The sequence below is a fragment of the Pseudactinotalea sp. Z1748 genome, from assembly GCF_049725185.1.
GTDB lineage: Bacteria > Actinomycetota > Actinomycetes > Actinomycetales > Beutenbergiaceae > CALKWS01.
Window position 1 is genome coordinate 306,416 of sequence record NZ_JBMPQB010000004.1, and the last position, 14,174, is coordinate 320,589.

15 protein-coding genes and 2 pseudogenes are annotated in these 14,174 nt (G+C 63.3%); 9 read left to right on the forward strand and 8 right to left on the reverse strand.

Translation table 11 applies throughout. The features are described 5' to 3' along the window. Window positions 1-100: 100 nt before the first annotated feature. Window positions 101-589: a hypothetical protein gene (locus ACO0LU_RS11485; RefSeq protein ID WP_424791488.1), complete on the forward strand. Its 489-nt coding sequence runs from the start codon at window positions 101-103 to the stop codon at window positions 587-589. 25 nt (window positions 590-614) lie between these two features. On the opposite strand, the gene ACO0LU_RS11490 is transcribed toward ACO0LU_RS11485, so the two are convergent. The 3 genes from ACO0LU_RS11490 to ACO0LU_RS11500 all read right to left on the reverse strand — a co-directional run bounded on the left by ACO0LU_RS11490 (window position 615) and on the right by ACO0LU_RS11500 (window position 2,757). Then, entirely contained in the window at window positions 615-1,076 is a 462-nt protein-coding gene (locus ACO0LU_RS11490) for a hypothetical protein (protein WP_424791489.1), read from the reverse strand. A gap of 88 nt (window positions 1,077-1,164) precedes the next feature. After that, a complete protein-coding gene (locus tag ACO0LU_RS11495; RefSeq protein ID WP_424791490.1) occupies window positions 1,165-1,314 on the reverse strand; it encodes a hypothetical protein in 150 nt (49 codons plus the stop codon). A gap of 42 nt (window positions 1,315-1,356) precedes the next feature. Next, complete coding sequence (locus tag ACO0LU_RS11500; RefSeq protein ID WP_424791491.1) at window positions 1,357-2,757, reverse strand: DUF2201 family putative metallopeptidase; 1,401 nt, start codon at window positions 2,755-2,757, stop codon at window positions 1,357-1,359. 206 nt (window positions 2,758-2,963) lie between these two features. Between ACO0LU_RS11500 and ACO0LU_RS11505 the strand changes: the two genes are divergently transcribed. Then, a complete protein-coding gene (locus tag ACO0LU_RS11505; protein WP_424791492.1) occupies window positions 2,964-3,422 on the forward strand; it encodes a hypothetical protein in 459 nt (152 codons plus the stop codon). A 290-nt stretch (window positions 3,423-3,712) separates the two neighbouring features. Here ACO0LU_RS11505 and ACO0LU_RS11510 read toward each other — a convergent pair whose 3' ends face one another. Both ACO0LU_RS11510 and ACO0LU_RS11515 read right to left on the reverse strand, forming a co-directional pair. Next, window positions 3,713-4,096 carry a DUF2493 domain-containing protein gene (locus ACO0LU_RS11510; protein ID WP_424791493.1) on the reverse strand — a complete coding sequence of 128 codons (384 nt, stop codon included), beginning with the start codon at window positions 4,094-4,096 and terminating at the stop codon, window positions 3,713-3,715. Further along, complete coding sequence (locus tag ACO0LU_RS11515; protein ID WP_424791494.1) at window positions 4,093-4,458, reverse strand: hypothetical protein; 366 nt, start codon at window positions 4,456-4,458, stop codon at window positions 4,093-4,095. The genes ACO0LU_RS11510 and ACO0LU_RS11515 overlap by 4 nt, the downstream gene beginning before the upstream one ends. Before the next feature lie 166 nt (window positions 4,459-4,624). Here ACO0LU_RS11515 and ACO0LU_RS11520 point away from each other — a divergent pair, with 166 nt between their 5' ends. Next, entirely contained in the window at window positions 4,625-5,167 is a 543-nt protein-coding gene (locus ACO0LU_RS11520) for a hypothetical protein (protein ID WP_424791495.1), read from the forward strand. Window positions 5,168-5,211: 44 nt separating this feature from the next. Beyond that, the gene (locus ACO0LU_RS11525) at window positions 5,212-5,796 is read left to right on the forward strand and encodes an RES family NAD+ phosphorylase (protein ID WP_424791538.1); all 585 of its coding nucleotides are present in this window, start codon (window positions 5,212-5,214) and stop codon (window positions 5,794-5,796) included. Between the two features lie 27 nt (window positions 5,797-5,823). Here the strand turns inward: ACO0LU_RS11525 and ACO0LU_RS11530 are convergent. Next, window positions 5,824-6,069, reverse strand: a pseudogene (locus tag ACO0LU_RS11530) (helix-turn-helix domain-containing protein); the annotation flags it as partial. 348 nt (window positions 6,070-6,417) lie between these two features. Between ACO0LU_RS11530 and ACO0LU_RS11535 the strand changes: the two are divergent. The 3 genes and pseudogenes from ACO0LU_RS11535 to ACO0LU_RS11545 form a co-directional block, all read left to right on the forward strand. Continuing rightward, a complete protein-coding gene (locus ACO0LU_RS11535) occupies window positions 6,418-7,239 on the forward strand; it encodes a LamG domain-containing protein (RefSeq protein WP_424791496.1) in 822 nt (273 codons plus the stop codon). A 288-nt stretch (window positions 7,240-7,527) separates the two neighbouring features. Then, a complete protein-coding gene (locus ACO0LU_RS11540) occupies window positions 7,528-7,707 on the forward strand; it encodes a hypothetical protein (protein WP_424791497.1) in 180 nt (59 codons plus the stop codon). A 2-nt stretch (window positions 7,708-7,709) separates the two neighbouring features. Continuing rightward, window positions 7,710-7,823, forward strand: a pseudogene (locus ACO0LU_RS11545) (IS630 family transposase); the annotation flags it as partial. A gap of 304 nt (window positions 7,824-8,127) precedes the next feature. Here the strand turns inward: ACO0LU_RS11545 and ACO0LU_RS11550 are convergent. Both ACO0LU_RS11550 and ACO0LU_RS11555 read right to left on the reverse strand, forming a co-directional pair. Then, window positions 8,128-8,592 (reverse strand): site-specific integrase, encoded by a 465-nt coding sequence (locus tag ACO0LU_RS11550; protein WP_424791498.1) that lies wholly within the window; start codon window positions 8,590-8,592, stop codon window positions 8,128-8,130. A gap of 137 nt (window positions 8,593-8,729) precedes the next feature. Next, a complete protein-coding gene (locus ACO0LU_RS11555; RefSeq protein ID WP_424791499.1) occupies window positions 8,730-8,918 on the reverse strand; it encodes a transposase in 189 nt (62 codons plus the stop codon). 453 nt (window positions 8,919-9,371) lie between these two features. Here ACO0LU_RS11555 and ACO0LU_RS11560 point away from each other — a divergent pair, with 453 nt between their 5' ends. Together ACO0LU_RS11560 and ACO0LU_RS11565 are read left to right on the forward strand one after the other, a co-directional pair. Next, complete coding sequence (locus ACO0LU_RS11560) at window positions 9,372-10,958, forward strand: exo-alpha-sialidase (RefSeq protein WP_424791500.1); 1,587 nt, start codon at window positions 9,372-9,374, stop codon at window positions 10,956-10,958. A gap of 269 nt (window positions 10,959-11,227) precedes the next feature. Then, the gene (locus tag ACO0LU_RS11565) at window positions 11,228-13,468 is read left to right on the forward strand and encodes an exo-alpha-sialidase (RefSeq protein WP_424791501.1); all 2,241 of its coding nucleotides are present in this window, start codon (window positions 11,228-11,230) and stop codon (window positions 13,466-13,468) included. Window positions 13,469-14,174 lie beyond the last annotated feature (706 nt).

The window sequence follows — 14,174 nt, forward strand, 5'->3', positions numbered from 1 at the left end:
CAGTATCATGATCCCATGACGGCGCCCGGCCGCCTGATTGCATAGTTGCCCAGGCGCAGTGACGACAGCGGTGGGCGGATGTGGACCCGCGGGAGTGCTCATGAAGTACGACGATGTGGACGGTTTCGGACGCTACGGAATGCTGGATGAGACCGCCGAGGGTCTGCTCTGCCATGAGTGTGGTCGTCGCTTCACCCACCTTGGGCTGCATGCCTACAAGGCGCACGAACTCACCGCTGCTGAATATCGATGGGCTCACGGACTGGGCAGGCGCGGGCTCGTGGTCGAGGCGACCCGGGCGAAGATCACCGCAAATGCCCACGAGCGGTTCGCCAGCAAGGCCACTTTCACTGCGAACCGGGACCCGGCTCGGGCGACCGAAGCACGGTTAGCGATGGAGGCGATTCATTCACCCGCCGGCCTGGAGGCGATGCGAAGGACGAGGGTGGAGGGCAACAAGTCGCGCCGTCTCGTAGTGGTGGTCACCTGTGAGTGGTGTGGCGCGCAGTTCTGTCCACTACAGGGAAGCAAACGGAAACGCCGATTCTGCTCCCACTCGTGCTCGGCCAAGGCGCGCTGGTCTCAATGAGTACCGCGCCGGCCAGATCTGTTGATTAGGCGGACTTGGGGCTCAACTCTGGTTCGTCTGTGATGTCCCCTGGCTCCACCGGCCACCAAGGGCGGCGGTGAACCTGCTCGTCGATGCCGTATTCCACCAGGATCAGCACCACCACACCCTCGCCCCTGCTCATCACCACTTTTTCACCTGAGCGCTCCCACCCGTTGCGCTCCAGCAGCAGGTTCACAACACCGTTGTCGTAGGTGGCTGCATCAGGGAAGATGAACGTGGCGAGGGTGCGCTGGCGGTGGCGCAGCAGGCCGGACTCGGGCGGCTTGCCCTGCCGGTGAAGACGATCAGTGCTGATGACGCCTGCCCGCAGCACAACAGCCACCCCGTCCTGGCGCAGGCGTTGGACAAGCTCCAGCACCTGGTGGATGGTGAAGTCCCCGCGATCGGTGCGCGCGGTGGTGGTGCCATCACGCCTGGGCCGGGAAGTGAGTGCTGGCTCGCTCAATCGCCCCAGGAGCCGCACGGCGCGGTTTACTGGGGCTGGGCCGGGGCCGAGTAGGACAAGTTGGCCCCACTCCACTGCGGCCTCGATCTCAGTGCTGGACGAGCCTGCCACTGCGTGCCGTCTCAACGCGGGCCAGGATGGCTTCCCGCCTGGCGTCGAGTGTCTCCTGGGCTTCTTCGAGGTCGGCCAGTTCCAGCACCGCGTCGGTGATGTTGATGTTGATGTCGGTGTTGTCCATTGATTCGTTGTCCTTGGCTCGTGTGGGGTTCTGGATGGCCGGTTACGCGGCAGGGTTTTCGATAACGACGCGGGTGATGAAGTCGGGAACCTGGTGCACGGTGTCCTCGGCCCACGGCCCCACCAGGCAGGCAATCACCGGCACAGCGGGGCGCTCATCGGGCCACGGGGTGCCTCCGTCGGTGATCACCACGACCACATCGACCCCACCGGGGGTTCGTAACGCCTGCTCGATGCCCACCCGCATATCGGTGCCACCGCGGCCGTGAACCTCATTCAGCGATCTGGCCCCGGTGAAACCGCGGGTCGTGTGCACATCTGCGTCTACATCGAGTACCTGCAGGTCCTTACCTTTGATGCGCAGGCGCCGGGAGATGCCGACGATCTCGTTGGTGACGGTGGTGAGTTCATCGGGACCCATCGACCCTGAGGTGTCGCGCACCACGGCCAGTCGCACCTTGGGGGCGCTGCGGCCGGGGTAGACCACCCTGGCCCCGCTGGTACCGATGCGGACGTTGTGGCGGCGGCGGTCACGGCGGGTGTAATCGGTCCGCTCCTGGCCCGCACGACGGCGCACCACCCGGCGAACCATCGACCCGATAATCCGCTGCCACGGCGTGGTGGAGGGGGTCAGCAACTGCTCAGCCTGCTCAACCAGCCCACCGGGGACGTTGCCCCGTCCACGGGAGGCGTGCTCGATGATCTGCGCAGCGGTGGCCACCAGCAGGCGCTTGCGCTCACCCGATGAGGCACCAGGTGCCTGGCCATCGAAGTCATCGCCGGCGTCCAGTTCAACCGGGGCTGCTTGACCACCAGAACCCGAGCCACACCCGGCGAAGGGTTTGCCCTGGCCGTCGCCATCGCTGGAAGAGCCCTGCCCGTGGCCTGTGTCGGCGTCCTGCGGCTGCCGTCCGGAGCCGGAGGAGTCCGGCTGGCCGGAGTTTGCCGAGCTGGAGGCGCCCTGCCCACCGGATTGCTGTTGCCGTTGTTGCTGCTGCAGTCCTTTCAGCACCCCGTAGTAGTGCTGGGCGGTCTGGAAGTCCGGCTCGCCCAACTTGGCCGGCATGATGCCGGTGGAGGCGATGTAGCCACACCCGGCAGCCGCCAGGTCGTCGTTGATTGAGGCATCCGCTGCGGCGTTCCAAACCTTTTGGTCGGCAGCGGTAACCCCAAAGTCCTTGGCGAAGGTGGTGTGCTCACCGAACAGGTGACCCACCTCGTGCAGTAGGACCTCCGCGCACGCTGTGGTGCCCCACTCGGTGACCTCATCGAAGTCGATGTACAGCCGGTGGGCGGCGTCCACGGCGAAGGTGCCCAGCCCGGGGGCATTGAGTACCCGGACAGAAAACAACATCGCGGCCATGTAGGGCATGCGCGACAAGGCCACCGCACGCCATGCGGAGAAGTCGGCGTGCTGGTCGGCGCAAGGCTTGGTGAGTTCCATGCCCTATGGGTGTGCGGATCTGCGGGGCTGATGCCACGTGAAGCGATGCGGGGTCTCACGTCAGGTGATGCCGACGCTGGCGATGAAGAACAAGAAGGGACCAGGTGTGCCGAACCCGTGACCGGTGCGGTGAAGGCTGGCATCGACCGGTATGCAATATGGGAGACTCAGCGGACATGAGGAGTATGAGTAGGGTCGCGGCAGCCATGATCACGACGCTAATGCTGGCAGTAAGTGCGTGCGGGAGCGCGGATTCGAGCGGACCCGCTGAGCGCGACTCTGACCAGGGCAGCGGCGGTTCTTCTGACGAGGACACGCAACAGTCCAACCAATTAGAAGTGCCTCCGGCGTTAGCCAACAAGGGGCTGGAGTTCAGTGACGTCCATCACTTCTTCGGCGGTGGTTGGGTGTATGTCGACACCAGGAATACCGAGTGTGATCCGGGAACGGCCTGCGTGAACCTGGTCGTCGCCGCCGACCCGGCCTGTAGTGCAGGCTTCTTCGCTGAGGTGGAGTTCCGTGACGAGTACGGTGACCGCATCGGCCAGGTGCGTGAGCGTGTTATGGGCGCTGGCCCCAACCTCCCCCAGGAAATGCGGGTGACCGCGCCCGCCGGCGCACAACCGACCGGTGTGGAGGTGCCCCGCGCCGGATGCATCACCTAGCCTCAGGCCCCCAAGGCCAACCAGGTCCGGAGCGTTGGGGTCCGTCAAGCGGCGCGGGCAGGACGAGTCCGCCCGAAGGTTGGCTGGACAGGAACTGCAGGTAGCGGCGACGGGATCGCGCCTGCCCTACCGTCTTGAGTTTCTTACCGCTGACAGTGGCCACCCGCGAGCGGTTTCGAGGGCGGCGAGCCGTGCCGATGCAATAGCAAGTCGGCGATCGTCACGCCTCGCCGTAAACGCGAGAGCGGGAATCGCAATTAGTTAGCCATGGGATCTGCCCAAGTGGGGCTTTAGGTCGGGACCTCCACGTTCGACTTCCCGGCGATGATGCGCACCGGGATTCCCGCACGTTTGGCAAGGCGGGTGGTGTGCCAGGTGCCTCTGGAGGTGCCCAGCGGAAAGGACAGCACGATGTCGGCACCAAGGTCCACCATCTGGGCGTTGCGGATAGGCCCGGCTGCACGCCCGTGAGCCCGCCAGTCGGCAGGGTGGGCTTCCACCGGCAGTCCGAGCCGGCGGACGTGAAGATCGGCGAAGTAGTCGGCGCCGGTGGGGCAGGCTCCGTGGACCAGCACCACCTCAGCGCCCTCGGCGGTTGCCAGCACCTCATCCAGGGCTTGTTCCACGACCTGGGCGTCGGTCCACGTGCGGGAGCCAGTGACCAGGATCCTCACTCCGCAGCCTCCAAAGTCGCTTCTTCGTCGAGTGCCTGGATGGCTCCTTGCGGAACCCGGTACCCGAGGTCGGCCAACTCCCGCAGCCTCTGGGCTGCCTGTGCCGGGCCGGGCTCGGTGATGGTGCGTCCGGCGTGGGGGAGGTCGATCCACTCCCGCTCCGCCTCGTGCAGCATCGCCGACACCGTGGCGTTGCGCTCGGCCCACTCGAAGGCCGTTGCGGGCGTCAGTGGCACCGGGTCGGGTAGCGGTGCGGTGAAGTGGGCACGACGGGCAGCCACGTGGATGGTGATCCCCTCCCTGGAGGGGTAGGCGTAGATGTCACAGTGGAAGTCGTCGGTGGACCAGCGGCAGTAACTCATGCCCCTTAGGTGTGCGGAACAAGGCCACTTGGGCCACCGCATGTATAGGACACGCTGAGAGTTACAAGTACAGGGTCAGCACTGCCGGCGTTGGGGCGCCGGAACTCAACTCACACTTGTTACACCACCGGCCCTATGTCAGAATCGTACTTAGGAGGTGGCTACCGTGAGCGCGCCACATGTAGATCACAAGAGCCAGGCACGTGCCGACCGGGCAGCGGAGTTATATCGCACCTGGGCGCGAGAGGCCGCCGATGGGCTGGCTTCGCTTGCCCCGGCACTTGAAGCGCTGCCCACCAGGGTCTCCCCGCAGATCGCGCGTGCCGCGCAAGCCACCGAGAACGCTTGGCGTGACATCGAGATCGAGTTCGGGATGCTGACCAGCACCGAGGTGGCCCAGCGGCTCGGTTATGGGCCCAACCGGACGTGGGCCTCGAACCAGCGTAAGGCTGGGCGCCTCGTGGGGGTGCGTCGGGGCGGACGGTACTTGTACCCGGGATTTCAGATCGCACAGGGGCGCGTGGTGCCCGCCATGGCTGGCCTGCTGGAACTCGCCGAGGAGCACACCTGGAGCAGCGAGTCACTCGTGCTGTGGCTGTGCTCTCCCTCGGGACGCTTCGCCGAGGGTCAGCGCCCGGTCGATGTGCTGCACGGCGACGCGGAGGCGGTGCTGGTGGCCGCAGGTGAGGCGATGGCGCCGCCTTGGTGAGCACGCCACCGCCACCGCGCCCGTTCGACCCACTGGTGACCAAGGTGCCTGCGGGCACACGCCTCATCCGTGTCTTTCGGTCAGGGTCCGGCAGGACGGTGAGAACCTTCAACCCCGGCTATGGGTCGTCCAGCCGTTTTTCATTCTTCGGCAACCCCGTCGTCCCGGTGTTGTATGCCGCTGAGTCCGACACCGCAGCGGTGTGTGAGCCGATTTTGCACGAGGTGCCACTGGTCGGCGGCCGGCTTGTTCCCGAGCAGTACGAACCCATGGTGGCAGGAGCGCTGCTGACCACGCGCCCACTACGTCTGGCGGCATTGCATGGGCTGAGCCTTCGCCGCCTCGGTGTAGAGGCCGCTGAGGTCACCGGCTCACCCTCATCCACCTATGGCCGGACCGTCGCTTGGGCCGCGGCAGCCCACGGGGCCGGGTTCGATGGCCTGGAATGGATGTCCAGGCGTTGCAACACCGACCGGGCCTATGTTCTGTTCGGTGACCGAGTGGGCGATAGTGATCTTGATGTGGACCCCACGTTCGCCAGGGTGTTCGCCACCGGCCCAGATCTCGATTGGCTCATCGACATGTGCGCATCAGTGAAGGTCGAAGTCCTCACCCGCCCAGCCGGTTAGCCTCCTGATGCGCCAGCCCCGTCGCCATCAGCGGCCAGCGGAGTCCATCGGACGAGCCCGCTGCATCGCCCGGTGCACCGTGGCGCGGGAAACGCCCATCAGTTCGGCCACCTCGACCTGGGTGTGCTCACCTGCCTCCACCAGACCTACCAGGTGCCGCTCCTGGGCGGGGGAGAGTTTGGGCTTCCTGCCCCGAAGGCGACCCTTGGCCCGGGCGATCGCCATACCCTCCCGAGTGCGCGTCCGGACTAGGTCCGCCTCAAACTCAGCCACTGCTGCGCAGGTCGCCGGCGAACTGCGCGGGGATAATGGGATGGACAGAGTTGGGCCGATACAGAGCCCGTCGTGCTCTATCGAGCTGGTATAGGGGTCGATGAAGGTGATCCCAGCACCGTGGCTCTCGATAGCACCAACTACTTCACAGTTTCATATGATGCGGGTAAGGAAATAATCGTTGGCACATACAGTAATCGCCAGGATTACGGAGTTCCGCACCCCCCTAATAATAGGACTCCCGACGTCACCGACTATGCACACCATGGTGTGGTTCACGGATCTCCGTCGGAAGTAGCCGGAGTCTTCAACACCGCACTTGAATTCCATGAGGGAACTCACGTCCGAGTGGATAGGGCTGACTCTCTTGAGGTTGGCGAGGGGCCGTTCACGATAGCTGGCTGGTTCCGTACTGACGATCAAAGGCCCCAGGCGTTCATGTGGGCGTACGATCAAGCCCCGCACCCACGGGTCCCAGTATCATACGTTTCGATTCGTATCGAACCAGACAACAATCGCATCCAGACTATCCTCATGAGCGGGCATGACGACGCTACGACAACCGTACTGCGTGCGCCCGGATCACATACGGACGGACAGTGGCACCACCTGGCATTTACGCGAGACGAGGAGGCGGTGACTCTGTATGTGGACGGCACACAAACCGCAACCACCGATCCGCACGTGGGTTCGATTTCGCGCAACGCGTTTACCGGCCTCCACATTGGCCAGCGCCCCGACGGTGGCGACCAGTTGCTGGGAGCCGTCGACGAGATCGTCTTGCTTGACCACGCGCTCTCTGCCCAAGAGGTCAGTAGCCTCGCGGAGTCAAACGTCCTCCCGGGCGAGGGTGCGCAGCTTCACCTCCCCCTCGACCAGGTCGCTGCCCCAGGCGCATCCGGTGATCCGGTCGAGGTGGCCCAGGCATTGACCGATGTCCTGGAGGGTTACCTGGACGCCGGTGAGATTGACGGGCCGATCGCCCACCAATCGTCCAACGCATTAGACCAGGCCCAGCGGCATCTGGCGGATGGGCGCATGACCCCGGCATCCCAGGCGCTGGAGCGTTTCATCCGGCACCTGGACAACCCGAAGCGACCCGACACCCTGACTGAAACCGCGGCGGCCGACCTGCGCGAGTCAGCCGAGCAGATCATCGAGATGCTTTGACATCACGGTTCAACCGTAGGGCGCTCGTGGGGCACGTTCGGGAGGCGATAGACGAACTCTGGGCCGGCGGTATGGTCACCGGGAGAGAAGGCGGCCAAGTCACTCAAGTTGCCGCCAGAAGCGACTGTCAGCCGGAGTTGGTTCACCGGTCTGGGATCTGTGTGACTGCGTTGCTCTGACCTGCAGGTTTATGCACTGAGGGCATGGCACCTCAAGCGCCGCAGTCGGTCGGACCTAGTGTCGCGTGTCGGTAGTTCCTAAACGGTTGTGGTGTTGAGATCATGGGGTATGGCGAATCGTCCTGCTGCGGCTCTGGGATTGCGCGAGGGTGACCGTGAGGAATTGGAGCGGTGGACCCGTACCACGGTGGTGCGCGCGGGGATGGCGGTGCAGGCTCGGATTGTGCTGGCCGCGGCGGCGGGGGTGGCCAATGAGCGCATCGCCGAGCAGGTGGGGTATCGAAGGTGACGGTGCTGAAGTGGCGCTTGCGCTACTCCCAGCGCGGTCTGGCTGGCCTGAGTGATGAGTCGCGCAGCGGTCGCCCGCGCACAGTTGATCACCGCGAGGTGGTGGCCGCGACGCTGGCCCCGCCGCCGAAGAAGTACGGGGTGACGCACTGGTCGAGCGGCCTGCTGGTACCGGTCACACGCCGGGTACTGATCGATGACCCAGCCCGATTCGACGGCGTTAGGGCCATTGGGGTCGATGACTTCCAGGCCGAGGTCATCCACACGGGCGAATGTGGTCAGGTCAGGGCGAGTGAAGGTAGCGTCAGACACGTCGAGGTCCTCGTGACAGATCGGGTTAGTTTGCGCTTCCGATCCTCGGGGGCCTCGACCCCTATCCAGCGACCGCCACGCCGACCGCGATCAACCCCCTACTACACCCTCAACTGCGAAGGGCCCCTTTGCTCACGTGGTGCAGGAACGGCTTGAACGAGCCGCGCGCGGACCGGCGCCAGGCGACCAGCGACTCGGCCAGCACGACCCCGCCTCGGGTATGGAAGTCATAGAAGCCAAACACCGCCGCCAGGTGCCGGTTGACTGTGGACTCCGCGCGGCGGGTCGCGCCGGCGTCCAGGACGATGACGTTGGTTGCCGGAGCCCGCAACCAGGTGACAAACCGGGAGACGTTCTCCACCCCGGCATCAGTCCACCCGACCCCGCGCCAGGCCAGGAACTCCCACCACAGCGCCAGACTGTGAGCGTAGGCACGCACTGTGTTGGGGGACCGCTCGATCCCGGCCAGATGCGCCAGGTACCGCTCGGCCGAATCGGCCACGACGAAGTTGTCATCGACGACGGTCCAGGACTCCCTGGACGTGACCGGCATGAGCACACGCTGAGCCTTCATCCCACATCCCTACGTAGCCGTAGGCCCGACCGGAACTGCATCGAGTCACCCCAGGTCTACTCCCGCTCGACAGCGATGTGGGGGACGTCAGAGACAGTGTCCAGAGAATGTGTCTCGCACACGGCTGACCGACCCCGTCAGCGACGTAGGCGATACCCTCGTCCCCGCTCCAGATAAATCGCCTCGACGGGGCCATTGGAGGCGCCACCGCGGTCGAAGAACGCCAGGATCTGCTCGCGTTTGCGCCCCAGAGTCCGGCCGAGTTGAGCGATCTCCTCCAGCTCCTCGGGCAGGACCCTGCGGAGCTTGTCGATCAGGGCCTGCATGAGTTTCTTATCTTTGGCACGGTCGCGGGTGGGAATAGGCGCTGAGGAGGTCCTGGTAGATATGCCAGGAGGCCTCCAAGACGGCGTGCTCCTCCGTGCCCCGCAGACGTCAAGGTGATGCTAGGAACCGTCCGTAGCTCTCACTCACCAACCCCGTGAAAAAGGGAGGCTAACTGGAAGAGCGGACCAACTTCTACTCTGGAAGGCCATTCCATGGCCTATTCTCCGACGCGGCACGCCCTGCCGACGGCATTTTCCTCGAAGGCTATGGATCGGGCTCGCGTTGGACTTTTTCAGAAGGGACACATAGTCAATCGCCAGCACCAGTGTGGGCGACGTGGAACGATATGCCACGAACGTTGACATGGAACGGCGTCGGCGTCAGAGTAGGGCTCGTCAGCACTAAGGACCATTCCTGATAACGGGGTGGATTCTCATAGAGGAGGAAGTGCTTTGAGGTACTTGAATAGGCCCGCACGAGCGGTTTCGCTCTTGGCGGCCGCGCTTTCTGTGACGCTTGCCGCCCCTGCGGCGGCCGTCAGCGCGGATCCTGACGAACATGACGTGGTCGTCGCGGAGCGCACCGATGACCGGAACGTATTTTTCCCCACCGTCGAGCGCACTCAGGACGGCGAGTTACTTGTAGTTTACTATGACAGCCCTGGCCACGCAGATGCTGACGGGCGCATCTCAATGGTTCGCAGTACTGACGACGGGGAAACGTGGTCCTCGCCGGAGGTCCTTATCGACTCCGAACTTGACGATCGGGATCCCAGTCTTATTGAGACGAGCGACGGCACCCTGCTGATGAATTTCTTCCGCACGGACTGGCACAGTGACCCTGCGGAGATCGTCGGCACCTTCGTAACCAAGTCGGAGGACGGCGGTGACACCTGGTCTGAACCGGTGCTGGTCGAGACGGAGATGTCCGGTGAGTCCGACATACTTGACGGGCCTTATCAGACCGGCTGGGCTGGAACCTCCGATAAGATCCTGGAACTTGACAATGGCGAGTTGCTGGTGCCGATCTACGGCACCGTGCCGGACGACCCCGATCGGCGAGCAAGCGTGGTGCGCTCAACCGACGGTGGTGAGACGTGGCCGATCGAGAACGAGTCTTCCGTACCCCACGATCCGGGCTGGAGCCTCAACGAGCCCGCGCTGACCCAGGCGCGCGACGGGGAGGTCACGATGATGATCCGAACTCACCACGGTGACGGGGCCGCATACGTGACCACCTCCGACGACCGCGGTCTGACGTGGTCGCACCCTGTGGCCACAAATCTGCATGCAGCAGCCTCGGACTTGTTGACGCTGCGCAACGGTATGGTCTTCCACACTTGGGGCGACACCTCTGGCGACTTCGGCGCTGGACGTCCCGTCGTGGGAGCGGTGCAGCGACCCAACCAGGATTGGACGGAGGTCAGCCAGCGACTGCTGTACGACGGGAGTCCCGGTGACCAGAGTTACCCGAGCAGCGTGGAGATCAGCCCGAACCAGTTCTTCACGGTCTCGTATGATGCCCCAAGGGGTATGATCGTGGGCACGTTCTCGCACCTTAGCGACTACATGCGCGCAGAACCCGACCCGCCAGGCCAGCAACGTGACATGCTTGACTTGTTGGGAATGTATGAGAGCGACGCCCTTGACGTCGAGACTGACATGACGTGGATGAATCCGAGTTACCCGGGGATGGGCCCGCTATCGCCGCTTGATGGCAGCAGCGACTACTGGAACGCGGCTACTATCGACCGCGACGCGCCTCCGGCTTCCTACTACACGATCGAATTTGACGAGCCGCAGCAGTTGGACGAGGTAGGTGTCGTACTCAAGCCTGGCTATCCCGAGTCCGCCAACGTACACATCTCTTCAGACGGAGAGGAGTGGGACGAGCCTATCGCCAGGTTCGAGGGCGAGGTGACCAACGAGTTGGTGTGGATACCGGTCCCCCATGGACCAGTTAAAGCCCTGAGGGTGGAAGTCACCGATTCATTCGGCGAGTGGGCACAACTTACTCGCATGGAAATGACGGGCCGGTAGCGAGCCAGTGGGGTAATAAGCCCGCCGGTACAGGTGACTGCCCGAGCACACCCCTACTGTCTCCAGTCGGGGATCCGCGGGGCCAGAACTAGCCAGTATGGGGTGAGCCTCAGCAGTGGATCCCGTTAACCCGAGGAGCCCCGGAGGAGTGTGCCTCTTGGTAAGGCAAACTCACTAGGGGGCTCCTCGTAATCTCCCCGCGACATAACTCGTCGGCTTGCCTCCGATCACGCGAGGTAGGTTTCCTTCCACCTACAGAGGAGTTAGCAATGAAGTTAGCTTTGGGATCCGCAATGGCTCTAGCGATGACGGCGTCGCTCTTTGCGCCGGTGCAGCCCGACTATTACGTCCACACGACACAGATGCAAGAAACTGATCCGCTTATCGACTTGGCGCTGATGTACGATGCCGGGACGTTAAGCGTTGATACGGACATGACCTTTGGTGAGGTTGAGCGGCAGCGGAATGTCCTGGATATAAACGGGCCGTATGGAGTTGTCCGTGACGCTGCAACTCCGCCGGAAGCCCACTATCGTATTGACTTCGATGAGCCGATTTTGGTTGGGGCCACAGGTGTGGCGCTCAAGCCTGGCTTCCCTGAGTCCGCGGTTGTTGAGGTGTCGGTAGATGGGGAGTTGTGGGAGACTGTGGCAGCCTACGATGAAGTCGATACTGGCCGGGCTCTGGATTGGACTAATCTGGAGGAGCCGATTGAGATCAGTGCTTTCCGAGTTACGATCACCGATTCGTTCGGTGAGTGGCCGGTGCTTGAGAACGTCGGACTTTCTAGTGAGTTCGTCACGGATGAAGAAACTCCTAGTGGTGGTGATGTTACCGTCGCGACGGCATCGGCGGGCCACGGTCTGTGGTTTCCGGACATTATCCGACTCAAGGACGGGAGGCTTCTTGCGGCGTTCCAAGAGGCGGAAACTCACTACGGACCGGTTGGGCGAATCTACGTGACTACCTCCTCCGATGGGGGTTTCACCTGGTCGGATCCACAACTCGTGATCGATAGCGAATATGACGATCGCGACCCAAAGATGGCCCAGTTGAGCGATGGCACCGTGCTACTAGGTTTTTTTCAAACCGACCAGTCCACGTCAACAACGCTCGGTACACATGTTGTCCGTTCGGCGGACGGTGGCCAGACCTGGTCTGAGCCGGTCAAGGTCGGCACGGAGATGGACTGGGATGCCAGTCACGGGCCAATAACTGAACTGAGTGACGGTAGCGTATTGATGCCCCTGTACGGCAGCGTAGGCGACGCGCCCTCCCAGGCCACGGTCGTACGAAGCACTGATGGTGGACGCACCTGGCCTGCGGCTTCCGAGGTGGTAGTTGCGATGAACGCCCCGAGCGAATTCATTGATCTGTCCGCAATGTACGATGCCGGGACGTTAAGCGTTGATACGGACATGACCTTTGGTGAGGTTGAGCGGCAGCGGAATGTCCTGGATATAAACGCGCCGTATGGAGTTGTCCGTGACGCTGCAACTCCGCCGGAAGCCCACTATCGTATTGACTTCGATGAGCCGATTTTGGTTGGGGCCACAGGTGTGGCGCTCAAGCCTGGCTTCCCTGAGTCCGCGGTTGTGGAGGTGTCGGTAGATGGGGAGTTGTGGGAGACTGTGGCGGCCTACGATGAAGTCGATACTGGCCGGGCTCTGGATTGGACTAATCTGGAGGAGCCGATTGAGATCAGTGCTTTCCGAGTTACGATCACCGATTCGTTCGGTGAGTGGCCGGTGCTTGAGAAGATCGGACTCGCCGAAGAGTCGGTTACGGGTGAGAACTTCGACTTCCAGGAGCCTACCCTGACTGCGCTCAGCGACGGCGAGATTGTGGCACTTCTCCGCACCACTACGTCACCACAGTTAGCCTATCTGTCTCGATCTTTTGATAACGGCCAGACCTGGACCGAAGCGGAGCCAACCGACATACCGGCCTCATCACATCACCTCCTATCTCTAGCGAACGGTGGAGTCTTGGTCACCTATGGCGACGTCTCGGACCGGTTCTCACCGAACAGGGCGACTTCCGGGCGCATTGTCGAGGAGCCTGCTGGCAGTTGGGATGGGTACCACGACATTCCTCTCTACGACTCCGGACACAGTTGGGATCAAGCCAACCCCTCGAGTGCGGAAGTTGAGCCTGACCTGTTTCTGACCCTCTCCTTCGACGTAGAGACGGCCTCGGTGGTTGGCGTTTTCAGCACGCGCGATGATTATCTTGTCGCCGCGGACCCGCTTAAGGCGGCCGAGGCGTTGAGGGACTCCCTTGAGGGCTACCTGGCCGCTGGTGACATCGATGGACCGATCGCCCACCAGTTGTCCAACACCCTAGACCAGGTCCAGCGTCACCTGGACGGCGGGCGTGACAATCCGGCGTCCCAGGCAGTGGAGCGATTCATGCGCCACCTGGACAACCCGAAGCGACCTGACACCCTGACCGATGAGGCCGCTGCCGACCTGCGCGAGCAGGCCGAACAACTCCAGGGCCTGATGTGACACTGGGGCGCGGGACCGAAGCGCCAACGTGGGCTTCGGTCCCGGCGCTCTGCCGGCAGAACCCCGTTCTCGGCGGTGTAGTCACACCCGGCATCGACCAGGGTCGTCGTTCAGGGATGCATCGGCGCTGACATTCCAGACGTCGTGGTCGGATAATGTGACGCCGAAATCCTTGGCGAACGTGGCGTGCTCACCGAAAAGGTGGCCTACTTCGCGCAGGAGTACCTCGGCGCACCACCGGTGGTGCCTCAGTTGGTCACGGCGTCGAAGTCGATGTACAGGCGGTGACCGGCATCGACAGCGAACGTCCCCAGGCCGGGGGAGTTGAGAACCCGGACGGAGAACAGCATCGCGGCCATGTAAGGCATGCTTGACAGGGCACCGCACGCCAGGCGGAGAAGTCGGCGTGCTGGTCGGCTGAAGGCTTGGTCAGTTCCATGCCCTATGGGTGTGCGGACTCGTGGCTCATCCCCACCGCCCCGTCCTGTACCCAAACCGGGCAATCGCCAGGCAACTCGGGTCGGGACGAGTCCACCCGATGGGCAGGCCTAGAACTGCGGGAACCGGCCTCCGGAGGTGGTACGAGGGCTGGTGCGTTGTGCGCCACCAGGAGCACCCGGCAGAGCCGACAAGCGTGAGCCCTTCACGGAGGTGCGGATCCATCCCCGGCGTTAAGCGATCACAGAGGTTGCGGACTTCTACTTGG

Excerpts from the sequence above, each read along its gene's own strand:
- ACO0LU_RS11485 (WP_424791488.1), top strand. The coding sequence starts at position 101 with ATGAAGTACGACGATGTGGACGGTTTCGGACGCTACGGAATGCTGGAT.
- ACO0LU_RS11495 (WP_424791490.1), bottom strand. The coding sequence starts at position 1,314 with ATGGACAACACCGACATCAACATCAACATCACCGACGCGGTGCTGGAA.
- ACO0LU_RS11500 (WP_424791491.1), bottom strand. The coding sequence starts at position 2,757 with ATGGAACTCACCAAGCCTTGCGCCGACCAGCACGCCGACTTCTCCGCA.
- ACO0LU_RS11505 (WP_424791492.1), top strand. The coding sequence starts at position 2,964 with ATGATCACGACGCTAATGCTGGCAGTAAGTGCGTGCGGGAGCGCGGAT.
- ACO0LU_RS11515 (WP_424791494.1), bottom strand. The coding sequence starts at position 4,458 with ATGAGTTACTGCCGCTGGTCCACCGACGACTTCCACTGTGACATCTAC.
- ACO0LU_RS11540 (WP_424791497.1), top strand. The coding sequence starts at position 7,528 with ATGGCGAATCGTCCTGCTGCGGCTCTGGGATTGCGCGAGGGTGACCGT.
- ACO0LU_RS11550 (WP_424791498.1), bottom strand. The coding sequence starts at position 8,592 with ATGAAGGCTCAGCGTGTGCTCATGCCGGTCACGTCCAGGGAGTCCTGG.
- ACO0LU_RS11555 (WP_424791499.1), bottom strand. The coding sequence starts at position 8,918 with ATGCAGGCCCTGATCGACAAGCTCCGCAGGGTCCTGCCCGAGGAGCTG.
- ACO0LU_RS11565 (WP_424791501.1), top strand. The coding sequence starts at position 11,228 with ATGAAGTTAGCTTTGGGATCCGCAATGGCTCTAGCGATGACGGCGTCG.